This is a genomic window from bacterium SCSIO 12741 (assembly GCA_024398055.1).
Classification (GTDB): Bacteria; Bacteroidota; Bacteroidia; order Flavobacteriales_G; family Salibacteraceae; genus SCSIO-12741.
This window is the reverse complement of the sequence record CP073749.1, coordinates 4,724,246-4,748,271: the sequence shown is the minus strand read 5'-3', so window position 1 is coordinate 4,748,271 and position 24,026 is coordinate 4,724,246. Positions and strand designations below refer to the sequence as shown.

Annotated in this window: 18 protein-coding genes and 1 tRNA gene; 6 read left to right on the top strand and 13 right to left on the bottom strand. The window is 43.9% G+C overall.

The window, feature by feature from the left end; translation table 11 throughout:
• The first annotated feature begins 50 nt into the window (after positions 1 to 50).
• Positions 51 to 2,831 carry a T9SS type A sorting domain-containing protein gene (locus KFE98_20205; protein ID UTW62296.1) on the top strand — a complete coding sequence of 927 codons (2,781 nt, stop codon included), beginning with the start codon at positions 51 to 53 and terminating at the stop codon, positions 2,829 to 2,831.
• Positions 2,832 to 2,880: 49 nt separating this feature from the next.
• Here KFE98_20205 and KFE98_20200 read toward each other — a convergent pair whose 3' ends face one another.
• From KFE98_20200 to KFE98_20175, 6 genes are all read right to left on the bottom strand, one after another.
• Positions 2,881 to 4,065, bottom strand: a complete 1,185-nt coding sequence (locus KFE98_20200; protein UTW62295.1) for a glycosyltransferase — start codon at positions 4,063 to 4,065, stop codon at positions 2,881 to 2,883.
• Positions 4,046 to 5,488, bottom strand: a complete 1,443-nt coding sequence (locus KFE98_20195; protein UTW62294.1) for an LptF/LptG family permease — start codon at positions 5,486 to 5,488, stop codon at positions 4,046 to 4,048. The genes KFE98_20200 and KFE98_20195 overlap by 20 nt, the downstream gene beginning before the upstream one ends.
• 147 nt (positions 5,489 to 5,635) lie before the next feature.
• The gene (locus tag KFE98_20190; protein UTW62293.1) at positions 5,636 to 6,016 is read right to left on the bottom strand and encodes an SRPBCC domain-containing protein; all 381 of its coding nucleotides are present in this window, start codon (positions 6,014 to 6,016) and stop codon (positions 5,636 to 5,638) included.
• Positions 6,017 to 6,077: 61 nt separating this feature from the next.
• On the bottom strand, positions 6,078 to 9,026 hold the full coding sequence (locus KFE98_20185; GenBank protein ID UTW62292.1) for an insulinase family protein: 2,949 nt from the start codon (positions 9,024 to 9,026) through the stop codon (positions 6,078 to 6,080).
• Positions 9,027 to 9,216: 190 nt separating this feature from the next.
• Positions 9,217 to 10,842, bottom strand: coding sequence for a glycosyltransferase family 39 protein (locus KFE98_20180; GenBank protein UTW62291.1), 1,626 nt, complete (start codon positions 10,840 to 10,842; stop codon positions 9,217 to 9,219).
• The gene (locus tag KFE98_20175; GenBank protein UTW62290.1) at positions 10,839 to 11,507 is read right to left on the bottom strand and encodes a phosphatase PAP2 family protein; all 669 of its coding nucleotides are present in this window, start codon (positions 11,505 to 11,507) and stop codon (positions 10,839 to 10,841) included. Before KFE98_20175 ends, KFE98_20180 begins: the two co-directional genes overlap by 4 nt.
• A gap of 113 nt (positions 11,508 to 11,620) precedes the next feature.
• Here KFE98_20175 and KFE98_20170 point away from each other — a divergent pair, with 113 nt between their 5' ends.
• From KFE98_20170 to KFE98_20160, 3 genes are all read left to right on the top strand, one after another.
• Entirely contained in the window at positions 11,621 to 12,499 is an 879-nt protein-coding gene (locus tag KFE98_20170) for a zinc-dependent peptidase (protein ID UTW62289.1), read from the top strand.
• A 267-nt stretch (positions 12,500 to 12,766) separates the two neighbouring features.
• Positions 12,767 to 12,994: a hypothetical protein gene (locus tag KFE98_20165; GenBank protein UTW62288.1), complete on the top strand. Its 228-nt coding sequence runs from the start codon at positions 12,767 to 12,769 to the stop codon at positions 12,992 to 12,994.
• Between the two features lie 5 nt (positions 12,995 to 12,999).
• Entirely contained in the window at positions 13,000 to 14,376 is a 1,377-nt protein-coding gene (locus KFE98_20160) for a glycosyltransferase family 39 protein (GenBank protein ID UTW62287.1), read from the top strand.
• A 4-nt stretch (positions 14,377 to 14,380) separates the two neighbouring features.
• On the opposite strand, the gene KFE98_20155 is transcribed toward KFE98_20160, so the two are convergent.
• From KFE98_20155 to KFE98_20135, 5 genes are all read right to left on the bottom strand, one after another.
• Positions 14,381 to 15,682: a T9SS type A sorting domain-containing protein gene (locus KFE98_20155; protein ID UTW62286.1), complete on the bottom strand. Its 1,302-nt coding sequence runs from the start codon at positions 15,680 to 15,682 to the stop codon at positions 14,381 to 14,383.
• 279 nt (positions 15,683 to 15,961) lie between these two features.
• Positions 15,962 to 16,834, bottom strand: coding sequence for a hypothetical protein (locus tag KFE98_20150; protein UTW62285.1), 873 nt, complete (start codon positions 16,832 to 16,834; stop codon positions 15,962 to 15,964).
• Between the two features lie 9 nt (positions 16,835 to 16,843).
• Positions 16,844 to 17,371 carry a hypothetical protein gene (locus KFE98_20145; protein ID UTW62284.1) on the bottom strand — a complete coding sequence of 176 codons (528 nt, stop codon included), beginning with the start codon at positions 17,369 to 17,371 and terminating at the stop codon, positions 16,844 to 16,846.
• Complete coding sequence (locus KFE98_20140) at positions 17,368 to 18,285, bottom strand: hypothetical protein (protein ID UTW62283.1); 918 nt, start codon at positions 18,283 to 18,285, stop codon at positions 17,368 to 17,370. The genes KFE98_20145 and KFE98_20140 overlap by 4 nt, the downstream gene beginning before the upstream one ends.
• Positions 18,286 to 18,396: 111 nt before the next feature.
• Positions 18,397 to 18,470, bottom strand: a tRNA-Met gene (locus tag KFE98_20135).
• A gap of 321 nt (positions 18,471 to 18,791) precedes the next feature.
• Between KFE98_20135 and KFE98_20130 the strand changes: the two genes are divergently transcribed.
• Both KFE98_20130 and KFE98_20125 read left to right on the top strand, forming a co-directional pair.
• A complete protein-coding gene (locus KFE98_20130) occupies positions 18,792 to 19,619 on the top strand; it encodes a hypothetical protein (protein ID UTW62282.1) in 828 nt (275 codons plus the stop codon).
• Positions 19,616 to 21,448: a hypothetical protein gene (locus KFE98_20125; GenBank protein ID UTW62281.1), complete on the top strand. Its 1,833-nt coding sequence runs from the start codon at positions 19,616 to 19,618 to the stop codon at positions 21,446 to 21,448. The genes KFE98_20130 and KFE98_20125 overlap by 4 nt, the downstream gene beginning before the upstream one ends.
• Positions 21,449 to 21,475: 27 nt before the next feature.
• On the opposite strand, the gene KFE98_20120 is transcribed toward KFE98_20125, so the two are convergent.
• Together KFE98_20120 and KFE98_20115 are read right to left on the bottom strand one after the other, a co-directional pair.
• Positions 21,476 to 22,447: a glycosyltransferase family 2 protein gene (locus KFE98_20120; GenBank protein ID UTW62280.1), complete on the bottom strand. Its 972-nt coding sequence runs from the start codon at positions 22,445 to 22,447 to the stop codon at positions 21,476 to 21,478.
• Entirely contained in the window at positions 22,416 to 23,888 is a 1,473-nt protein-coding gene (locus tag KFE98_20115; protein ID UTW62279.1) for a glycosyltransferase family 39 protein, read from the bottom strand. Before KFE98_20115 ends, KFE98_20120 begins: the two co-directional genes overlap by 32 nt.
• Between the last annotated feature and the right edge of the window lie 138 nt (positions 23,889 to 24,026).

The window sequence follows — 24,026 nt, the reverse complement described above, 5'->3', positions numbered from 1 at the left end:
TCTATTTATTAGGCGTTTAAATAATACCTACATTTGGTAAAACCTTGGCCATGCTTCGACACGTACTACAACTGCTATTGATTTGTTTGTCTGTTTCACCACTCTATGCTCAACAGCTGGAACAGGTAACTTTTTTTGAAGAAGGAAAACAGACGAAATCCCACTCCAATGTGTTAGACTCTAAGCACGGGTTGGTTATCCACTCGGGGCTTGAAAGTGCCTTTGGTTATGGTCCGCAAATTCAAACGATCGGAATTTTTAAGGAAGATTCCTTTAAGACGCTATTCTCATCTCCCTATTTAAAAATGGAAGCGGTAAGCGGCGATCATGCCTTAATTAGCTACGGCTACTCCAATGGTTATGGAGAAAAGTTGGCTTGGCTGCACTTGGTATCTGGAGAAGTAATTGAAATAGAATTAGGATTAGGCGATCCTGCCTATGTTCTTCGCTTGAATAAATTAAGTGATCGCCTGGCCTTTGTTTATTCTCATGGTGCCACGTTTAAGTACGTGGAATTGGAGGAAGGCAAAAGTGCAGCTTCATTCAGCACTACCCTGAATAACGTCAATCAAGTGATGCAAATGGTGGCCAATGATGAAACCGTGGCCATGGTAGTTTTTCATCCTGATACGGATGGTCAATTCCGGATGGATGTAATGGATCGAAGAAATCCAACCAGCTGGAAAACCATTAACAAACGAAACAGCAACGCGGTGAATTTGGATGCGGGTAAGACCAGAATCTATTTTTCCGATAGTGAGCTTCAATCTCAATATGAGTTGAAGTACATTGAACCTCAAACACTTGTTGAGAAAAACGTAGAACCTGGTGTAAATGGCTTTCGATATCCCATGGTATTCATGGCTCGAGAAGATACCGTTTACTACGAGTGGTCTACTGCTGACGACTCTATTCACCTGAGGAGATTTGAGCAAAACATTGAAACCCTATACGCTACGAAAAAAGCGGATTTTCGCCACACGGCTCATTTTCACCAAAACAGCAAAGACATTTTTTATTCGCGTAAAAACTCGGGACGCTACACGACCTGGGTGATTGAGCAAAACTCCGTGAAGCCTATTGTGGGGAACTATGCCGCGGCCCAGGTTGAAGTGGATGAAATTGGATTGGTTTATTTCTTCAATGACAAGGTTCGCATCTATTACAGCTCAACCGAAAAAGTGGCCGACTATTCCATGTATCTATTCTACAACTACCAAATGGAAATGGCCACCTATAACAACCGTTTGTATTGGGTTACCCGGGTTTTGCAATCTCCGAGAGACTATAGAATTGAAGAGTTTGATCCTATCCAAGGCCATTTAGGCGATATCAACGATCAGTTGTTGGATCAGCCTTATTCGAAGGTAGCTGAGTTATCCAAGCGAGGTAATGTGCTTTATTTCGAGGCCTATCAAGAGGAAACCGGGGACGAGCCTTGGTATTCTACCGGAATTGGAAAAGAAGCCCTATTGGCAGACGTTCGTCCGGGAAAGGAAGGCTCCCACTTAGCCCGATTCCAGCCTACCGAGAACGGAATGTTCTTTATGGCCAACAATGGAAACAGCGGTTACCAGCTTTGGAGAGCGGAAGGTTCTCAGAGCAAGCAAATCTCCTGGAACTGGTCAAGTGAGGACTCCTACCAGGGAACCTACCCTTATCAGTTCATCGATTTTGGCTATTACAACGTTGCTGGAACCGATTGGTTTACCAATGACAAAGGAGTGCCTTATGCTTATCACCCACAGGGAGATAAGTTGGTAGAGAAAACGGAATTTGATCAATGTAAGTCCATTGGCGCTTACTTCAATCAACCCTTATTTCACCGGATTTACCGGGAAGAGGGGCAAGGCAACTGCCACTATTTTGATTCGTACCGAAATGGACGAATTCGAAAGTCGTGTTCTGGTTATCACAATTTTTACCCAAATGTTCCGGGAATCACCTGGGGTGGCCAGTACCTCTATGTGGATCAGGACGAGGAGCATGGACCTGAGATTTGGACTTACCAGGAAGGTAAAGGAGCAAGCCTATTTCAAGAATTGGTGCCTGGCAACAACATCCGCGTAGATGATAACCCCATGCATGGTTACATGGAGTATCGGGTGCAGCCTCAAATTTTGGGAGCGAACAAATACGCCATTTTCGCCACTGGAGAACATGACTTTTGGATCATGAAGGCGGGTGAAGCAAACTTTACCAAAGTTGATTCAAAACGCAGACAATGGTATATCGGAGATCGTATGGTCTATAGTTTTAGCCAGGATTCAATTTTGGTTTACGATGCGGCCGAGGCAAGCTGGAGCTATTTAACCATTCCGGTTCACGGTTATGGTGATTGGGTGGGCAAAATGATTGGTGATCAACTGTTCTTTAGTGTTTTAGGAGGTAAAGAGTGGTGGAGTACTCAGGGTACAGCGCAAACCACTTACCAGGTGTTTAGTCCGGTTGAGAACAATTTGATCGTAGACCGTCAACAAATGGAATGGATGAACGGCTATATGTATTTTGCCGCCAATAAAGAAGAAACTGGAACTCAATTGTTTCGCTTCAAATTAGCCTTGGAGCCTGCTTTGGGAAGTCCGGTAAGCGAAACGGAGAGGTTGAGTATTTATCCCAATCCTGCGGTAGATTACCTACAGGTAAGACAAGTTCCCGAAGGTGAAACCACAACCCTACATTTCTTTAACCTGCAAGGCCAGGAGGTTTATACTTTCGAAACCCGTGAAGATGGTTTTGTAGATGTAAGCCAAATGCAGAGTGGATGGTACCTCGTTCGTTATGAGATTAACGGGGAGAGCCGTACAGACAAAATTCAGATTGCCCAGTAGAAGTAGCTAGTAAATTGGGAGTGATTGAATGGCTCGCTTAGCCTTGGGCTTACTTCTGAATAATGTTGGCTAACCTTTGATTCCAGTGATTCCAGTCGAAGGATTGTGATACGTACTTCCTTCCTGATTCAGCCAGTTTTTGTTGCTTTTCCGGTTGCTCGATTAGATCGATAATGTGTTGGGCATATTCTTCTGGTTCGGTTCCAATTAGAATTTCTTCATTTTCCTTGGCTCCCAGCGCACGGTTGGCAATAGGCGAGGTGATACAAGGCAATTCCATGGCCATCGCTTCAAGCAGTTTATTTTGCAGGCCGGATCCTAAAACCATCGGAGCCACAAAGATTTTGGCACGGGCGTAGGAGTCACGCATGTCTTCTACCCAGCCACTGACCAACACATTTTTTCCAGCGAGCATTTTCACCTTCATCGTAGGAGATTTACCGCTGATTAAAACCTTGGTGTCTGGGTATTTTTCCCAAACCAGGGGCATGATTTTTTTCACGATGTATTGTGCTCCCTCAATGTTAGGTGGGTAGGCCATGTTTCCGGTAAACAACAGCTCCACATCCTGCTTTTCTTTTCGGGGTTCGAAGTAATCTACGGGAATGCCATTAGGAATGACGTCAATTTCATCCGTATTGTGGTGGGCAATATGATCGCGATCTTGTTCCGAAATAATCACCTTCTTCTCAAAATCCTGAAATACTTGATTTTCGTAAGTCGCCAATCTCTTTGCCTCCTCTCGAATGAGTGGTCGAAGCAAAAATGAGCTCTGCTCATAGCGCCGCTGCATACCAATGGATAAGGCGTCCATGTAATCCAGTGTTTTGCCGAAAATGGTGTATTTACGGGCATATTCCGTCACTCGAATAAGCTGGCAATAAAACCGGTGTGGCAAGTGCTTTTCGATGATTTTATCCAATTCCTGCTGTGCCTTGGGGCTATGAAAGAAAGCTACTTGAAAAGGTCGTTTGTGCCACCAATTGGTAGCTACTCGCCAGGCAATTCCCGCTTTGCTTAGGGGAATGAAGTACAGGTGGTCGCTCAGTGGTTCTAACTTTTCCCGAGCCTCATTGGGAATGTTTCCTACGTAGAGGCAACAGAGAATAATTTCGAAACGCTCGTGCAGTCCTTTTAACTGGTGATAGGCTCGAAGCTTATCTCCTTTGTCCAGGGGATAAGGCACCCGGGACAGTAAAACCAATAGCTTGGGTTTAGGACTCTTTTTTTCCACGGTTTACCCAGTTTGATATCCAACGGAAGCGGATCAGTTTTCCCACCAGTTTCCGGTAGAATTCAGAGTCCAGGATGACGGAGTCGGTTGTGGCTTTATACGTTAAGAATATACCGACAGGTGTAAGTGCCAGTGACGCCATCCACATTCCGATCCAAGGAGTCATCTGCCCTTGCTTCACCATTTTCTCACCTGAAATAGAGGCGATGTGGAAGGCTATAAACAGCAGTACGGAGATCACCGTAGGCATACCCAATCCTCCTTTACGAATAATCGCTCCAAGCGGTGCTCCGATAAAGAAGAGAATCAAACAGGCAAAGGATAAGGTGAACTTGCGGTGCCATTCAATCTCATGCCTCCGAATGGTTTTTAGCCGCGATTTGTGCTCCGCTTCATAAACTCCGGCATAGGTATTCGTAGACCGAACGGAGTTGAGCGCCCAATTGATGTATTGAATCTTTTTGTGCTTGGGTAAGGAATCAAACCAATGGTTCAGATTTGGGGTTTCTGCGGCCAAAGGCTTGTCCAACTTGAGAGAGTCGGAAACAATGAGCAAGCTTTCCATCAATCCTTTGTGGAAGTCTTTGGTTCTGACGTCCATCTTCATTTTCAGCGTATCAATTTTGCGCGATAGCTGGTCGATGGTCATCATCTTGTAGTTGTTCTTAAATAAGTCCTCATCCGTGTGTGCCATCTTAAAGTCGGAGAGGTCAAATCGAATGGTTTTCTTTTCAAACGACGATCGGTAGAGCGGGAACTTATCTCCCTCTAATTCATCATATAGGTTTCCTTGCTCCAGCACAAAGGTGAGCGTCATCTGATCCTCAGACATGCTCATCTTTCCTTTTTTGGCGCGAATCACCCGGTTATTTCCACGGTTGTCCGTATGATCATAGATCAACACATCGTGGAGCATATCGGTTTGTTCGTCCCGGTTTTTTACCCGGATAACAAATCCGTCAATGTCTTTGTAGTAGGCCTTGTCTTTAATATCCAGAGCCGGTTTTTTGGAGCGGATGTCGTAGAGAAGGGAGGCAAACTTGAGGTTAGCGACGGGCCAAACGTTATTGGAGAAAACAAAGGCACCAATGCAGAGCATTACCATAAACACAATCAGCGGAGACATAATACGCTGAAGCGATAGTCCCGATGATTTGAGGGCCACCAACTCGTAGTGTTCACCCAAGTTTCCGAATGTCATAATCGAAGACAGCAGTACCGCCAGAGGCAGGGCCATAGGCACCAGGTTGGCCGAAGCAAAAAACAGAAGTTCCAGAATGACGGTCATCTCCAGCCCTTTACCCACCATATCGTCAATGTATACCCAAAGGAATTGCATGACCAATATGAATAGGGACACGAAAAAGGTTATCACAAAGGGCCCGAAGAAGGTCTTGAATATGAGTGAATAGATTTTTTTCAAGGGCTGTGCTTCAATTTGGCGCAAAGATACACGATGCCTTTAGCCGGACTCATTAAAAAATCAAAAAGTGAGAAGTGCTTGGGCTTAAAAAACAAAACACGGATAAAACGCTGTTTACCCGTGTTTTGTTGTCTTATTCGTTTGGAATCAGGATCCGAGAATCAACTTTAATTTTCCGATTTGTTTGTCCCATAGATTGGTGGTTTCATTCACCTCGTCGGGTTCAGCAAAATCAGTGACAATCAGTGCAATGTCTCCGGTAAGGCTGTCAATCTTGATTTTAAACTCAAAGTAGGATTCCTCCTCGTCGTCATCCACCCACTTGAAGCGAACTGACTCTCCTTCGATGGATTGAAGCATTTCTGCCTCTTCCTCACTTCCTTCCCACACAAAGGTGTAGATGTGGTCGTTAATCTTCACATTGTCAGCAAACCATTCTGCCAGTCCACCTGGAGTCACCAGGCGATTGTACAAAATGCCGGGGGCTGAACGGATATCGTATTCCAGTTCGATTTTTTCCTTAGTCATAGCCCATTATTTGGATCAACCTGCAATATATACAAAAAAGCATTACATGCAGGGGAGAGGCTTAATAGCCAAATAGTTCCTCCAAACTAAGCTCTCTAACCTGACCGTATTTGCTAAGAATGTTCATGTCCACATCCTTGCGGTTACCCATCACAACGAGGGTGTAATTTTTACCCTTTACGGTTTCGTCAAAGAAGGCTGCCATCATTTCCATATTGGCCTTAGAAACACCTTCATAGATGTCTTTACTCATATCGTGATCGATTCCCAGTTTTTGGTACGTTTTGTAGGTAAAGTACTTCCGCTCCTTGATCCGACGATCGCTGGCAATCTTTTTCATGATAGAGTGCTTCGACTCTTCCAACTGAATGTCCACTTGTGGCATTTCATTGAGCAGACCAAATAAGGCGTCCAAGGCGTCGGCCAGTTTATCGGGCTGAGTTCCTACGTACGAATTCAGGAAGAAAGAGTACTTCTTGTCATAGGGGAGGGTGTACCTGGAGTAAGCCGTATAGGCCAATCCTTTGGCTTCCCGAATTTCCTGGAAAATAATGGACGACAATCCGCTTCCGTAGTAGGTGTTGTACAAGTTTACCATAGGGACCATTTTAGGATCGAAATCCTGGCCCTTAGAGATCACAATCACATCGGCTTGAACCTGATCGCGGTGAACAAAGAATACCTGGTTTTGCGATTCTTTCTCTTCAAAAGAAGTTTCAATCGCCAACGGATTCAAAGCCTCTAATTTGGGGTGAGAAGCTTCAATCAGTCCAGTAATCGTTTCAGGAGAGTCTTCTCCATAGTAGAAGATTTCGTGTTCAGTAGAAGTTAAGCCATGGATTAGGTCCGTTAATTCAGACGGGTTAATCGAACGTAGCTCTTCTTCAGACAGAACGTTGGTGAAAGGATTGTCTGGACCATACTTTACATAACTTGGAATGGCTCCTCCTTGAATAGTTCGTTTATCCAACTTACTATCCATTCGCTTCTTCAGCTCACCTTCAACAAACATTTGATAAGCCATGCTATCTGGCTTGGCATCAGCAAGAATGTGTTCCATCAACTCAATACCCGCCTGGGTCGATTTTTTCAAACCCGACATGATCACGTAAGTTCTTTCGTGACCGGAGATGGCATTAAACTGAAGTCCCAGGTTGTATAGCTCTTTTTGCAACTCTTCTGCCGAGTACTTCGAAGTACCGATATAAGGAAGGTATTCAAAAGCCAGGGAGAATTTCTTGTTGTGTTTTTTACCCGCTTCAGCAGTGTAAATCAGCTTAAACAACTCGTTGTCCTCATTCTCAATGTACAGGAATGGAATGTTGCTATTGATCGTTGCGTGTTTAATGTCCTTTTGGAAATCCAGGAATACAGGCTTTAGCTCTGGAGACTTGATTTCACGGAATTCAGCCATATACTCAGACTGTACATCTTTGTTCAATTCCAGCTTGCTGATTTCTGGCTTGTCAACCTTGATGATTCCTGGGTCTTCACCCGTTTGTTTGTAAATCACCACGTAGTTGTCTTTAAAACGCTCCTGGGCAAACTTGATCAAGTCTTCTTTCGTGATTTGATCCAATCGATCGAGGTAGTCTACCATTTCATCCCAGGAAATATCCATTACAAAGGATTCTACCAAATCAAAAGCTCTCCAGTTGGATTCACGCTTTTCAATGGCACTACGGCGAAGGTTGTTGATGATGGCGTCGAAGGTTTTATCGTCGAAATCACCCTTCTTTACACGCTCCATTTCTGCAAGCAGCAGGTCACGGGCTTCTTCTTTGGTTTGTCCGTCACGTAGGGTGGCAATCATGCGGATAAAACCGTAGTCTTTCATGAAGTTAACTCCGGCTCCGGCATCCAACACCTGTTGTTTTTGAACCAAATCAATATCGATCAATCCAGCTTTACCGTTGCTTAGCAATTCGGCCAGAATGGTTCCGTACTCGCTGTCTTTGGTTTTAGCTCCACCCAATCTCCAGGCGATGCTCACGTTTTCCTTTTCAGGTCCGTAGATGTTAACCTCTTTTACTTCAGTAATCTCAGGAATCTTGTCAAACGAAGGGTGACTCAGCTGATCGTTTTTGGCCAGATCGCTCCAGTATTTTTCGATCAAGGCCATGGTTTCTTCAAATTCAAAATCACCGGAGAGGCAGATGGCCATATTGTTGGGCACGTAATACTGCTCAAAGTAGTTTCGAATGTTCACCATCGATGGATTTTTCAAGTGCTCAGCTTCACCAATGGTCGTTTGCTCTCCATAGGGGTGACCGGTAAACAAATTCTTGAACATGGCCTGATATACCTTACGACCGTCGTTGTCTTGTCCGCGGTTAAACTCTTCGTATACCGTTTCCAATTCGGTGTGAAACAAGCGCATAACCAATGAACCAAAACGCTCTCTTTCCAGGCGTACCCATTTTTCCAATTCATTGGAAGGAATGGTGTTCATATAGACCGTTCTCTCGTTGCTGGTAAAGGCATTGGTATAGCTACCACCAATAGAGGAAATGGCCTTGTCGTATTCATTAGGCACGGCATATTTAGCTGCTTCTACCGAAAGGCTATCAATGAGGTGGTAAATGGCTTTTTTCTTTTCCGGATCGTTTTCAGCCTTGTGCAATTCGTATTGCTCCGAAATCTGATCGAGTAATTTTTTTTCTTCTTCCCAATTCTGAGTTCCCAGCTTCTCGGTTCCTTTAAACATCAAGTGCTCCAGGTAGTGGGCCAGTCCTGTATTGTCACTTGGATCGTAGGTAGAACCTGCCTTCACCGGAATCAAGGTTTGAATGGTTGGTTCGTTTTTGTTTTGGGTTAAGTACACCTTTAATCCATTCGGCAGCGTATAAATACGCACTTTCATCGGGTCATTCTCAACATATTCATAGGTCCGTCCCTGACCATCCGTCGCGGTTAATGGATTCATGGAGTCTTCTGTTTTGGGGGTTTCTGCACAACCTGTGAGCAGCACAGCCGCAAACAGGGAAAAGAAACCGATCAACTTATTCATCTCAAAGGGTTTAAAAAAGGGCTACAAATTAAGCGAAATAGCAGGTGCGATGGTCAATTTCAGGTTCAATTTTTAATATCTAACCTCCGATCTGACAAATCAAGATTGAAAATGGATCGTTGAATCACCTATATGAATTCTGAATTTCGAATTCTGAACTAATCTTCAAATAAATGGAAATTGAACCTGATCATTCAAAATTCACCTTGTCCGGGTGCGCATAGAATGAAAAGCCATTCAGATCATACATCCACTGGTAATGTGGCTTTTCGGCTTCGAAGGCTTCACGCTCAAAAAATTTCATGACCATATAATCGGGTTCCCGGCCTTCGTGAACGGGCATTTTACGGGTGTAGAACAGGTCCGCATAGCTTTTAAAGCGATAGGTTTCTACGTAATGTCCTTCCCGGGCATGAGTTCGGTAAAAATCGATGGCAGCACCCTGGGTGTAGCGTTCAATTTTGGGAATGTGCAATACCATGAAAAGGTGAAAACACAACAGACTAAAACCGTATAAACCAATGTTTCTGATGGCCTGTGTCTTAGCAAAAGCGTAAATTATTAGACCGGGTAAAAGAACCAGGGCCGGAGCATAATCCATCCATGTCCAATAGGCCTCTGCCTGTAAGTTGGCTTCGGCAAAAGGATCATTCATGAGCCCCCAGGACAAGAATGTTTCGGTATTCATCCCTACCCAAGCCAATCCTCCAAATAGAATGACCAGGGCAAAACCAATGATCATGGTAAGCGTAAGTTGTGGCCATTTGATCCGTTCACCAGCAGTCACTTGGCGGTAAATGGTGTAGGCCGCGAAATAGCTCAGAGGGAAATAACAGAGGCTGGAGTAATGAATAATTTTCGTTTTAACCAAAGAAAAAAGCAGGAGTACAGACCAAAACAAAATACCCATAAGGCGAGCCCAGAGTTTGCGTTCCTGATTTCCCTTATTGCGATGAAACAGCGAAAAGAGCGCAGCTACCGATAGCGGGAAACAACCAATCAATAAAACATACCAATGGTAAAAGAAGGGTTGACTGTGACCGGCATCACCCGTTTGCAACAAACGAATCTGGTAATCGATAAATTGGGTGACGATGTAGCCGCGGCCCTGGCTGTATTCAAACAAAAACCAAAAGCTACCGGAAAACACAAAGGCTGCTGTAAAAGTGAGTAACGCAGGAAAAGTGGCGGCTTTTCGAAAACGATAAAAGGCCCAGAAAATCCCCCAAACCATTCCAAAAATCAGAAAGGCAACGGGACCTTTGGTCATTACTCCTAATCCAATGGACACTCCAGACAGTACTGCCCATTTCCATTTGGAATGACCTTCTTTAAAATCGTGAAACCAGGCGTAAGCAAAATAGATTCCAGCGAAGATGAAGAGGTTGAACCAAGGATCAATGATTCCACTTTTAAAATAAAGCTGAGGTAGGAGGGAGGCGGCATATACTCCAGACCAAATCCAACCCATACGAGCGTCGTAGAATCGTCGACCCAGGTGATAGAGCAACATCAAGGTGAAAATTCCACAAACTGCGTTTGGAAAACGAGCGGCATATTCACTCACCCCAAAGAGTTTCATGCTCAAGGCCTGCATCCAAAAGAATATCGGTGGTTTTTCCCAAAATGGCTGGTAATCTATTTGAACCATGGAATAGTTTCCCGTAACCAACATTTCACGAGCGGCCTCTGCAAAATTGACTTCGTCCCAATCAAACAGAGCTACGTTGCCCAAAGCCGGAATAAAAAGTAATGCGGCAAATACAGCAATCACGAGCATGGCCCGGCCGGACGAAAGTTGAAGAAGCGTTTTCACCGGTTAATTAGGGATTTGTACCACCATTGAATGGAGTAACGGTTTTCCAACCATTGGAGCAGGTGATAAATGATCAAAGTACCTGATATCCCAATGAATGAACCCACATAGGTATCCACAAAAAAGTGTTGTGATAAATATACTCGAGAATAGGCAATGATCAGAGCGGCAAAAAAGAAGATTACTCGAAAAGAAGGACGTCGGGTAATCATGGCTAAGGTGCAAAACATAGCAAACGATGCCGTAGAATGGCCCGATGGAAAACTGTTGTGAATTAAGGTCTGCACTCCGGGAACCACTTGCGGCATAAATTCACCTGGGTGGAAATGGTTAAAGTAGAATACGGGGCGAACGACGTCGTCGAAAAACTGGTGTTTTAAAAACTGGGTAATTCCTCCAGCCAGCATCCCTGACAAGGCCATGAAAATGGTGGCTCGAAAGTTTAGCATCAGTAGGATAGCTGCTACAATGGCCAAGGTTAACCCATCTCCCAAATGGGTGATGTAGGCGAAAAATGGGTGGAGTGGAGCCCAAAAAAACTGGTTTAGAATCTCATGGGATTCTGCCCGGTTTACATTGAGCAAAAAGATCCCGCCAACCACTAAGTAGGCCAGGTAGGGATAAATGAATCCAGAGTGGGATTTGAGCGTTTTGATCAGCATCATTTTCAGAACCGCGAAATTAAGTTATTTCAAGCTTTCGACTTCTGACGGGTAGGGTCATAGTTGAGGTCTTTTGCTAAAAAATCCTATCATTGCTCAACTACTGTACCAACATCATGACCGCGGAGATTCATTTTATCCTTTTTATCATACTTGTTCAAGGGGCTGTCTTTCTGATTAAGTTTTCGAGAGATTCTCAAGGAAAAAACAAACGTAGCGCCTGGTACGATGATTTGGCTGATGCTTTGTATTTCACCATAACCGGAGAAGGTGAAGTGATCAAGCGAAGAAAGGCCATGAGTAATTTGGACCGAGGTGTGATGGAAGTGGTTTTGAAGCGATACAACACGTTTTATCAAAACCTGTCTCCCCGCAATCAAATTAAGTTTCAGCGCCGAATGATGTATCACTACAGCGAAAAGCGCTATTTCGCCAAAGAAGGGCTTAAACTTACCCGGGAAATGAAAGTGGTTATTTCAGCGGCCGCCGCTCAATTGACTTTTGGTTTGGAGGATTATGAGTTACCTCGGTTTCATACCTATGTGCTCTATCCCGATATTTTTCAGCTGCTTAAGGGCAAGCCCTATCTCAAGGGAGGTACCATTTCTGGTGGACTGGTCTATTTTTCATGGAAACACGTTAAGCATGGTTTTCGAGTCAAAGATGATGGAGTAAATCTGGCCATTCACGAGTTGGCCCATGCCCTTAAAATTCAGGGGCACTTCAGTATGCCCAGCGATTACGATTGGGTCGATGATCTCAACGTATGGCTCGCCAACTCTGCTGAATGGATACAGCAAGCCTCCAAAGAAGACCAGGAGTTTTTTCGAAAAAACATGCTCAAGGATGCCCATGAGCGGTTTGCCACAGCGGTAGAGGTATTCTTTGAGCAACCCGTTGAATTTGAGGAACGCTTTCCGAGGGTTTATCGAGGATTGGTGGAGTTGCTAAGGCAGGATCCAGCGAAGGGACAGAATACTCAGGTACGCGTTTAAACGCGCACCTGAGGTTCACTCATCCGGATTTGCAATCCGGATGTGGAGAGCTGCGGATTTGAAATCCGCGACTCTGGCTTTCGGAGTATTCTTTGAGCAACCCGTTGAATTCGAGGAACGCTTTCCGAGGGTTTATCGAGGATTGGTGGAGTTGCTAAGGCAGGATCCTGCCAGGGGACGAAGTGCTCAGGTGCGCGTTTAAACGCGTACCTGAATACTTTCATCATTGAAAATTAAACCCGTCCACGTACATTTGCCAACCGCACCATGAATACAATCCCAAGAAAAGACCTGATCTTCCTGTTGCTTATCGGCATACTGGCCACTCTGATCAACGTGAATAAGGCTTTTCATATTGACGATACCTTCTATTTGGAGGCCGCTCAGTGGATCGAGCATAATCCTTTGCATCCTTTTTCGGCGGTGGTAAATTGGGAAAATACCGCAAGGCCCATCTACGTAGAGAACAACCCCCATTGCATTATTACGGGATAGCTTTTATGGGGAAATTGTTCGGCTATGGTGAGGTTTCTATGCATCTCTTTCAGGCGCTATTTACCTTTTTGGATATTTTCCTGTTTTACCTGTTGGCTCAGCTGTTTGCTGCGAATAGGGCTTTGCTTTTAACGGCTCTGTTCACCCTCTCGCCGGCCTTTCTGGTCAACCAAAATCTAATGCTCGATATTCCCTTGCTCAGCCTACAGTTGGCTATGATGTATGTCCTGCTCAAACCGGGTGAGTTCAATTGGAAGCGCTACGCTTTGGCGGCTACTTTCTTTGGATTGAGCATGCTCATCAAGTACTCCTCCTTGCCCATGATTGGGCTAATTGGTTTATCCATATTGGTACAGCGACGCTTTATCTTGCTTTGGACCTTATTCATCCCGGCAGCTATTCTCGGATTGTATTCAGCCTTTAATTGGTGGGATTTTGGTGGAATTCATTTGAATAATCCTGTCTATGAGCCAACTACGATGGAGTGGGTGGTTCGCGAATTTCAAGCCTTTTTGATCATTCTGGGAGCTATTTCACCCTTCGTTTTGGTCTTTGTTTCCGGATTCTTTTCCGGGAAAAAAGTGCTAAAACTTGCATTCTGGATAGTGGCCCTGGCCCTAATGGTTGGTCTTCCTATCGTCGCCTGGATTTACGGAATTGGAGTCGATGGAGAATTGTGGATGAGGCGCTTGTTCACCTTTATGGGACTGATTATGGTGGGTTTAGCCATGTGGCCCTTTGTGAGATTTCGCTCTGGCCTTCTGCCCGAAAGCTTCCACCAAAGAGTCATTCTATTTGCTTGGGCGTGGTGTATGATTATTTTCATGGTGCCCTTGGCACCCTTTATGGCTACCAGACACGTTTTGTTGATCTTGCCGCCTCTGTTGCTCTTAGCAGCTCCCTTTCTAAACAAAACCACAAAAACAGAGCGAAACCTTACTCTCACTCTCACGCTCATTCTTGGCCTACTGCTTTCCATTTCAGATTGGCACTACGCCAATTTTTACCGGCAAACCGCTCCAGAAGTCAGTCAAAAAATTCCCCAAAATTCCACTACTTGGACTGTAGGACATTGGGGCTGGCAATGGTATGCGACTCAAGAGGGGATGCAGTTCTATGAAACCAACCTAAGTGAGGTAAAGCCCGGTGAATACTTTGTCATTCCCAAAGATGTGGCTGGTCAATATGTACCCGATTCTTTACGAAACCAACTTGAATGGCAGTTTGATGTAAGTCGTAAACCCACTTGGGCTACCTTCTACGCGACTCACGGTTTTGCCCGATTCTACAATTCTTACTTCTGGAAAGCTCCATGGACCTTTTCTAAGGAAGAGCTGGATCGGATCGAGGTGTATAGAGTCAAAGAAAAAGTAGAATCCTGATCCTCTATTGGCGTATCAGCCTGATCGCTTCACCGAGTTCCATGAGCTGAAGAAAGTATACGCCAGAAGGAATGTCGTCAATAGAAAGGTGCGTGTTCTCTGGCCCTAAATGACCACTTAAAACTTCTTTACCGGTGAAATCCAATAGTTTAAACGAAGTGGCTGATTGAACGGACACATTTAAATCATTTTCAAATGGATTGGGGTATACACGGATTCCGCTGGTTGCCTTGGAAGCATCGGTAGTAGATTGAACGATCATGCAAACTGAAAATTCGGTCTGACTATGGGAACTAAGTTGACCATTAAGAAATCCGATTCGCTCAGTTTTAACCAGTTGGTCGAAATCGTAGGTATAATGGTTACGGATCAATCTTTTTTGGGTGACGCCGCCGAAGTTTTCATCGATCTGAGAAACACTTGAATCCAGCCTTTGCTGAGAATAGTGATTTTGGGTTTCGTCAATTTTCCAACCACCCTGATTTTTACTGGAAATCCGCTCATAAAGCAAGGAGCCATTGTGATACCTCATTTCCGTAATTGAAGAGGTGTCAACGATCGAAAAATGGGCATCCACATTCACAGCATATTCGAAAATCTGAGAACTATCAGGAAGGTAATCATAAAGGTTCATGGCCTTTAGTTCCAGTTTTTGAGTCTGGCTATTTGGGCTGTAATAAAGTACGCTGTCCAGCAACTGGCCAGCCCATTTATATTCTTGGCGAGTTTCCCAAACCTTCATACCAGTTGAATCATAAACAATCCGGTTGCGCTCTATTTTTTGATCCTGTTGAAATGTGAAACTGACATCTTCAGTCTTTCTTAGAAGGGATCCTGATCCGTTGAAATAGCTTTTTTGGGTAAGATGCTTGCCGGTAAATTGGTATTCGATTTTACTGATTTCTTTGCGGCTACCTTGTAAGGAAAAAGTGCTCCGCCTTATTATTCGCCCCTGATTGTCCCTATCGAGAATAAACTCCCAGGTGGGATTTGTGCTGTTGGCATCCATTTTATCTAAGTAGTCATAATGGAAGGTGCCAATCAGAGAATCATTTTGGTCATAGGTGAAAACGATTTTGGAATCATAAACCCAATCTTTAACCACCTGACCATTCAATCGATGACTTAACTCGGTTTTGGAGAGTACCTGGCAATGGTTGTCCAATTCAGTAATGGTCATTTCAATGGTGTCCAAATTCCCCGATGTTGGGTTTAGATTCATGAAGTAGCTGGTATCTGCTTTTTGAGCTTGTAGTAGGGTGGCAAAAAAGGAGGAGAGGAGAATTAGAATGGATTGTGGTTTCATAAAATAGGGCGTCTTAGTTCTTACGGTTACTACTATACTGACGAGGTATTTCGAATTGAGTTGCCCATGACAATGAGCCATTTCCATAAAAGCTATAGCCTAAGACGAATGAATTTGCGGCTGCTTTTGGCGGCATAAAAAAAGTCGACCCGTTTCCAGATCGACTTTCTTTTGTAGCGGAAAAGTTTTAATAGGAGTTCAGATTTGAACATTTTGAAAACTCCCTGAATCTCTGAAAAGGGAAGAGGGTATTCAGGATTAGAGGAAAGTAGACTGGTTCTATTTACCTATTTCGACTATCATATTCCCTTTACTTATTCCTTTTGAATTCCGAACCTGGACACTATATGTTCCTTTTTGTACCAATCGTAAATCAGTGAATCTGAATTGTCCTCTACCTGATTTTTCCACTTCGAATTTCAAGGCCATAACATCTCCATTGTCCAATACTAAAGGGTCTTCAGCTGAGGTGGCTATAGCTTGACCATTAGGATCAAAAAGTTGAGCATATAAGGTCTCATTTGTGGTGATGCAGCCTTCGATATAATACGATACTATGATTTTGTCCACCCGACGGGGATTATAGGTTTCATCGCCTTTTTTGTTTCGCGGTGAGTAGCGCTCCAACTTGAAGTCGTATTTGTTGTCCTTCACTTCATCTATAGCCCGTTTCATGGCATCCATATCTCGATCTATAGTTTGAGCTTGTCTGTACTCTGGACTTGATTCCGCTTCACTCACCAATTGTTGGTAGCGATTGGTGACAGCTTGCCGGCTACTATCCAGGCTGTGCAATAGCTTTTTGAGTCTGAGAATATCCTTTTGGTACTCTGCCGTATTTTCTCTTTCCTTTTTTATTTTCTCTTCCAGCACGAAGATTTCAACCTTAACTTTTTCTATCTCCAAGTTTCGTTCTTCGATAAGTTCTCCTTGATGGGTAATTAACGAAAGAGTAGTTCGATTCTCCGCCTTGATATCCGATATGCGCTCGAGGATTTTTAAGTGGTTCATCCGGTTGCTGGTTAACTCTCTACGACTGGATGACGCCCACTGTTCTTGCATTAAAAATAAGGCTATTTCAAAGCCTATTACCAGCATCAAAACGATGACAAAGGCAATGCTCAGCGTATTATTGTTTGATTTCGATTCCATCTTTTTTGCTTAATTATTACACTTCCTTAAATAGGCTTGATAGATTTTCTTCAATTCCTGATATTGTTCTTTTTTTTCCTGCAAGGTCTTCAGGTCCACTTTGAGATCTTTAAGAAAAATGGTCTCCTTCGATGCCAACCTTACCTTTTCCGATTCTTGATCCAATTCGGCTTCAAGCAGTTTGAGTTTGCGTTTTAAATCTCTTAGAATCTTCTGTTTTTTATGGGTGTTGTCTTCTTCAGATTTGAGTTGAACGAAGAGTTTTTTTATCTCTATGTTCAGTTGTCTGATTCTTTCAGTTTTTTGAATCAGTGTATTTCGGTGAACAATGACATTTTTATCCAGATCAACACCCACATTGAGAAGCATTTCATGCTCCACTTCCAGATCAAATATTTCATCATCAATCATCGTAATCTCATCATCCCATCCTTTTACACTTTGTTGGTTTCTTAGGATGAGGAAGAAGAAGCCAACCATAACAGCGATCAATATCGGAATGACAATCGCTGGAATTATTTTGAAGTTTCGTTTCATGGAATGGTGCATTTGTGGAGATCGTCTCCAAGTTTAATAGTGTATTCTTTTTCAGAAATCAACTCCCCTGTTATTCTGTGTATAATCTTTAGGGAGTAGGTGTATTCCTTATCGGAACTTGGTAAGAGCATTATTTCAAATTGATCGGTAATATGGGCTGAGTCTCCGGGTTTAAAATCGGGTAGAGCAATCATATTTCTGCTAAGAATCTTAATCTGGTCACGTGGAACCAATTCAACATAGAGAAAGCTTCCTTGGCTTTTTTCCTCATTTTGAAATCGCATCATCAGTTTGATAGGAATTCCAGTGGCAATTCGTCCCTCAGTCGGTCCACAGTACTCCACATTAGTGCTGAATACGGAAGTTGGAAGGGGAGTGTCACCTTCAATATCCACGATCACAACTTTGGAATCTGCCTTCTTTTTGGTGTCCTCAATTTGATATACCTCAATGCGAAATTTTAACCGATCACAGTTTTTTGAGCCCATCCACTGAAAGGGAATGTCTAAAGTCTGATCCTCTTTTAGCGCACCCATTCGAACCAAGGTGTCCAATTCGATGTTTTGAGATTCCTGAGAATAAAACCCTCCGTTCCGATTATCGTTTTCATAGCAGAATATTCGGAGGTAATTATTACCGTGATGACTGTTCCCGTTGGTTTGTAGCTCTATGGATATTTTGGCTTGTTGACCAATTTGAACCACGGCATAATCGCGCAGGGTATCTTTCATCCCAACCACAACCAAGGCTTCGCCGAAGGTGATTAAAGAGTTGTTGTCTTTTACAATTTCAGGCGGACTACCACATTTAGTAGCCGTCAATATCAGCATGATAAGAGATAGGGCCAGAGTTCCGGAGACTGCCTTTTTCCAGGGTACAACGAATCTGGTCAGAACACGGTAAAGGAATCGCATACTAACAGTTTAGAATAAGGGTTACTCAAACCTAACACAAAATCCAATGAAATTCAAGGGAGATAGAAGGCATAAAAAAAGTCGACCCGTTTCCAGATCGACTTTCTTTTGTAGCGAGAGAGAGATTTGAACTCTCGGCCTCCGGGTTATGAATCCGACGCTCTAACCAACTGAGCTACCTCGCCAAATTTGAATTTTGCTCTCGAATTGAGGATCAAAATTCGGGGTGCAAATATAAATTTTTCAATAGAATTTTAGGCATGATAATCATAATTTATGATCACTTCTTTTGGATGCTTTCTCAAATGATCTGATTGGTACGAGGTTAGAGGAATAAATGTCGATGGGAAAAGTCTTTGAATGACTGATTTGTTATATCGTTTTCGACCCCAAAATCCCACTCATCGAAAACATTGGCTACCAATCAATTCACGTAAAAATACCTATTGGAAAATGGGGATAGGAACGATAGCTTCGATTTAGAAATTGCTATCAACCTTATTCGTATGAATCCCATTGATATCTATAAGTCGGCGGCTAAGAAGGTCCCCCAACTCAAGTATTTCCTGGCTGTGGCAGCCGTCATAGGTCTCATTGTCATTGTGTATGGCTGGATAAAGAATGAGAACATCCCCTGGATGGTGGTCGCTCTGGGTTTTCTTTTTATGGTGGCGGGGGCAGTCATTATCATCTTAATCGCCAGTATGACCCGAAGCCCGAAGGAAATTAAAAATGGGGTAGAACCGGATAAAGATGTACGAATCATTGGGTTGTTTTTCTTTTGGTCGGTATCGGTTTTGGTGGTTGGAGTGATGTTTACCCTAATGAGTGCAGCTCTGTTTGATCAACCGCATCTCTTTGAATCTATTCATCCATCTTCGGCCGTGGCGGGACCAACTGCTGGTGACACAGATCCGACTATAACTCCTATCCAAAGTGAAGTTCCCCGAGATACCACTTATTCGGTGTCTATTGTTGGTCCGGGTGCCGAAGCCCTGGGCGATTTAATTCAGGCGTCGCTTCCGGAGGCCGAAGTGGAATACAAATCGGGAAGTAAAAACCTGATCAAACTGGAAAATGGGGGACAGGTTAACCCAGGAGATTTACCAGGCAGATTTCGCTACTCCGGAGGTGGATTTAGCATTAAAGTTAACAACCGAAGGTGCTTTAAGTCACCTGGAGGATGTATTCCTGCCACATCGGGTATCGATGTTTCCAAGGCCCAAATAATGGCAAACATTCATTCAGGAGTTTCCAACTATTTGGAACGAGATAACATTCAGGATTCATTATCTACGCTCATTCTTCCCCTTCTAAAACCAAGTATCCAATGAAAGTCGGATTGATTCTTTTTCTCGGGTTGATTCTGGGAGTGACCGGTTTTGCGAAGGACGAGCCCAAGACTAAGACCAAACAAACAAGTTCGGTTCGGGCTTTGATGTATTATGTGCATTCAGCCGACAGCCACCAATATGTGATTCCGACTATTGAATCCCAGCTTCGCAAACTGACCCGAAACGATAGCATTCTATTCGATACAGTAGTTAACTTCAATTCCTTCGACGAAAATTTCAAAATTCAGTACGGTATCTTCGATCGCTATACCCGAAGCAGCGGAAAACAAGCCAATCCCAAAGCTTTAAAAGATCACCGAGATCGCATATCCAAGTTTCTACAACGGGGCTACACTTCCTTTTTGGTCATTCACGTTGCTACATTTCAGGAATTGGTGGAGATCCAATTCTGGCGGTACAAGCGTATTCAGAATGACAAGGGACTCTATGTGCTGGACCCCATCAAGTATGAATCATCGAGCTTGTTCATCGATCCGCGAAAAAAGGACTACAAAACTCGCTTGGAATACACGCTTAAGCAGGTTTTTCCAGAGGCTAATCGACCTCCCGATGCTCAGCTTTACATCAATGATTCCTGGGTGCCCAATAATGCAGGTGGCCAGGAGGTATGGGTAGAATCGGGTAAACCCTTTAAGCTCAGAGCAAATGTTTCTGACTTCGATTCTGACAGTTCCGATCTGTGGTACCATTGGACTTTTCGAACGGATTCTGATACCGTGAAGGTTAAAGGTCAAAAGGGACTGTTTGAAATGGCAGATTTACCCGAACAAGACTACCAGGTATTGGTCAGTGTATTTGACGGAATCGATAGCGCTCATTTTACCTTTCCCACCATTCGATCCAGAAAACGAGGTCAAATCATATTGGAACGTGAAGAAACGGAGGTTCATTCTCCCAGAAACCTGGGCATTGTGAGCTACGGAGATTTTGGTCGACAAGGGCTAAATACTTTTGGAAGTACGGTAAAGCTAAAGATCAAGCCCAATCCAACGTCTGGTAACTTTAACCTTGATGCTGGGTTTTATCAACTTCAAGATTCCAAGGATACGAGCCATCCCATGAAATTTGAACTTACCTTGGATAGCAACTCGGTTGGTCGTAATCGTTTCAAGTTAATCAAGGAAACCAATGACCTGTGCGCCGAACTGAATTGGCAGGATTCATCGCTCATTCTTCATTTTAACAAGGCTCTTCCAGTCGGACATTACCGTTTGATTCTTAATGGAAGCAACGACCACCTGAACTACGACCCGAGCATTATCGATATTGATCATGTGCGAATTGGTGCCGCATCGCTCTATGCCGGATTGGCAGTGGGGTACGAGAGCTTTACGATTGATTCCACCTGGAAGTTTGATAACACTTTTTTGGCCATTGACTACCGTTTGGCTTATCGTTTTAGCTTGTTTCGATTTACCGCAGGCTTGGAGTTGAGCACGTCTAAATACAGCAGCTTATACCAGGATTTGGCTCCCAACTTCAAGTTCGGATTGGGTTTATGGTTGGCCTCTTTTTCGAGTTATAACAAGGGCGGGTTATTTAAAAACAACTACAACTTCTACCTCGATGTGGACTATTACTCCAAGTATGTTCAATTTGATGAGGAAAAATACGCTTTATCTAATCTCGGTATAGGTGTGTCGGCCGAACCTGGATTCAAAAAGCAAGTCTCCGGAAAGTTATTGCCAACCTTTGGAGTCCATTTCTACCAAGGCATAGACTTCGGTACGGGAATCACCCGAAACCGCTTAGACTATCTAATCACAGGTTCCATTGGATTAACGATCTACAGCTTCAAGACAAAGTAAAAAGCATTAACCCCAAAACATCAGAATTCAAAATTCAGAATTCAAAACAAACCTCTCCGATTGTTCAGTAATCACATAAAGCGGCCGCCCCTGCACGTTGCGATGAATCCGGCTCAAATAATTACCCAAAATGCCAATCGAAATCAACTGCACACCACCAATAAACATGGTGCTCACCACAATGGATGTCCAGCCAGCAATGGTCCTTTCCAAAATGAAGTGGGAGTAGCCGGCGTAAAGAATTATGAGGAACGAAAGGAAGGAAAACAAAAAGCCCATTTGAGTCACAAGGCGAAGTGGAGCGGTGGAAAATCCAGTAACCCCGTCCATCGCAAAACGCATCATCTTCCACAGTGGGTAACCCGTTTTTCCATATTTCCGCTCATCTCGATCAAATAGTACTTCGGTAGACGGAAATCCGGTCCAGGCTATTTGCCCCCGAAAAAATTTCGTCTTTTCGGGCATCTGCCTTAGTGTATTCACCACTCGTCTGCTAATGAGTCTAAAGTCGCCTGTGTCTAATGGAATGTCTACCGAAGTGATTTGATTGAGCAGGCGGTAAAACAAGCGGGCAGTGGATGTTTTGAACGCCGTTTCACCTTTACGCATCTTTCTTCGCGCACCCACTATGTCATGACCAGAGCGGTGAGCAGCGTAGAGTTTGGGAATGAGTTCAGGAGGATCTTGCAAGTCTCCATCCATAATGACTATGGCTTTACCTTGAGCATGATCCAACCCGGCCGCCACGGCTATTTGGTGACCAAAATTGCGGTTAAAGTGCAGGTATTTGATGCGTTCGTCCCGTTGGCTTAGTATTCGAATGATTTCAATCGACCGGTCCTTACTTCCGTCATTCACTAAGAGAATTTCCCAGCTGACTTTTAGATTTTCAAGGGTATGCTTCAGGCGGTTGTGAAGTTCAAAAAGTGAATCCTGCTCATTGTAGATGGGAATCACAACGGATAGATCAGGCGTCCGGATGTTGGTTTTTTTGTCCATAGATTTTGGCTGTTAGGAGGTGTTTGGATTGACTTAATATTTGGTAGTGGTAATGCTCGTCCAGGTAGGTTTTAAGCTTGGGTTGTTGCACAATGACGCGATCGCCAAATGCTAACTTCTTCCAATCTTTAAATTCGACCTGAACGCCCTTTTGGTTCAACATAAAAAAGTAGCATTCCGTATCTGCTCGATAGCCATCATACAGGACGTAATAGCCATCTAAATCCGCTTTGCCCCGAAGGGCGTCGCGCAGCAGGTAATTGGTTTCGTAGTAAACAGCGTCAAAACCTTTGTCTTTGGGAATGTAGGTCTGGTCCCACAAAGTCTGATAAGGCGTGGCAAAAATCACAAACAAGCCCATAAAGGGTAATACCTGATACCTCAATTTTCGGCTTTCTTTCAATAAGTCAAAGAGGTGATAGATGGCAATGGCCACCAGTAAACTCAAGAAGGGGTAAATCGGAATGAGGTACCACCTGATCTTGGTTTCTGCCAGAGATAGAATGAGTATAAAACTCAGTACCAGTAGGCTCGAAAAGGTGGCCAGTCGATTGAAGCGGGCATGGCGATGTACCCAACCGATAATGGCTCCAACCGGAATAACCACAAACCAATGCTGAAACCCGTAATCCTGCAGGTAGTTGTAGTAAAGATCAAACTCTCCCTGATGCCCCTCGATGACGGTGTTGTAGCGACCGCCCAATTCATTTTTCCAAACGGCAAGGAGATAACCCGGATTCTGAGATTCACGAATGAGGTAAAAGCCAGCAACGGCGATAAGAAAGCCTAATAGGCCTATATAAAGTCCCTTTTGCCTGAGCAAAACAAGCAGCTTTCGGTTCCAGAGGGTGTACAGAAAAAGTCCGGGAAGGAGAAACAATCCGGCAATGCTCTTGCTTAAAACGGCCAGCGTTAATCCCACGAAAAAAACATAGAGATAAAAGGGCTTGGCCTTTTCATGCCACAAGTAAAAACTGAGGCAATAGATCGTGGTAAATAGGGCGAGTAGGGAATCATATTCGCCAAATCGGATGCCGTGATCGATCACATAACCATAGCTGGTCATCAATACCATTACAGCGATGAAACCAAACCAGGGCTTTTTCAGGTAACGGTGGCTAAACAAGAGCAGCAAAACACAGGTAAACAAGGAAGCCAGAATGGAAGGCAGGCGAGTAGCAATCTCGTTTGCACCGATCACTTTAATCCAGAAGACCTGAAGCCAGATCATCAACGGAGGTTTGGTATTCCACATATCGGGAGCGCCCTTGTAGTGGGTTACAAAAGGATTTCCGTGCTCGGCCATTTCAAAAGCATTCATCGCCAGGCGAGATTCATCCCACGTTCGAAAACAAAGGGTATCCAGGTGTCCGAAAAAGGGAACGGCCAGTAAAAGTGCCAATAGCAGGTAGGGAAGGATGTGTAGAAGCCGGTTTTGCATAGTTAGATGTCCGAGGAAGAACAGGCTTTGGTGGTTCTTCAATAAGGTTAATTACTTATTTGGTCTAACTACCTTACAAGGTTCAATATGCGACGGTTTGCGCAACGTTCTTCCAAATTTTTTATTGTGGGCCAGTCT

Bases quoted from the DNA above. Each gene is read 5' to 3' on its own strand.
- KFE98_20205 (UTW62296.1), top strand. From the start codon at position 51: ATGCTTCGACACGTACTACAACTGCTATTGATTTGTTTGTCTGTTTCA.
- KFE98_20190 (UTW62293.1), bottom strand. From the start codon at position 6,016: ATGACTAAGGAAAAAATCGAACTGGAATACGATATCCGTTCAGCCCCC.
- KFE98_20185 (UTW62292.1), bottom strand. From the start codon at position 9,026: ATGAATAAGTTGATCGGTTTCTTTTCCCTGTTTGCGGCTGTGCTGCTC.
- KFE98_20175 (UTW62290.1), bottom strand. From the start codon at position 11,507: ATGATGCTGATCAAAACGCTCAAATCCCACTCTGGATTCATTTATCCC.
- KFE98_20170 (UTW62289.1), top strand. From the start codon at position 11,621: ATGACCGCGGAGATTCATTTTATCCTTTTTATCATACTTGTTCAAGGG.
- KFE98_20165 (UTW62288.1), top strand. From the start codon at position 12,767: ATGAATACAATCCCAAGAAAAGACCTGATCTTCCTGTTGCTTATCGGC.
- KFE98_20160 (UTW62287.1), top strand. From the start codon at position 13,000: ATGGGGAAATTGTTCGGCTATGGTGAGGTTTCTATGCATCTCTTTCAG.
- KFE98_20155 (UTW62286.1), bottom strand. From the start codon at position 15,682: ATGAAACCACAATCCATTCTAATTCTCCTCTCCTCCTTTTTTGCCACC.
- KFE98_20150 (UTW62285.1), bottom strand. From the start codon at position 16,834: ATGGAATCGAAATCAAACAATAATACGCTGAGCATTGCCTTTGTCATC.
- KFE98_20145 (UTW62284.1), bottom strand. From the start codon at position 17,371: ATGAAACGAAACTTCAAAATAATTCCAGCGATTGTCATTCCGATATTG.
- KFE98_20140 (UTW62283.1), bottom strand. From the start codon at position 18,285: ATGCGATTCCTTTACCGTGTTCTGACCAGATTCGTTGTACCCTGGAAA.
- KFE98_20130 (UTW62282.1), top strand. From the start codon at position 18,792: ATGAATCCCATTGATATCTATAAGTCGGCGGCTAAGAAGGTCCCCCAA.
- KFE98_20125 (UTW62281.1), top strand. From the start codon at position 19,616: ATGAAAGTCGGATTGATTCTTTTTCTCGGGTTGATTCTGGGAGTGACC.
- KFE98_20120 (UTW62280.1), bottom strand. From the start codon at position 22,447: ATGGACAAAAAAACCAACATCCGGACGCCTGATCTATCCGTTGTGATT.
- KFE98_20115 (UTW62279.1), bottom strand. From the start codon at position 23,888: ATGCAAAACCGGCTTCTACACATCCTTCCCTACCTGCTATTGGCACTT.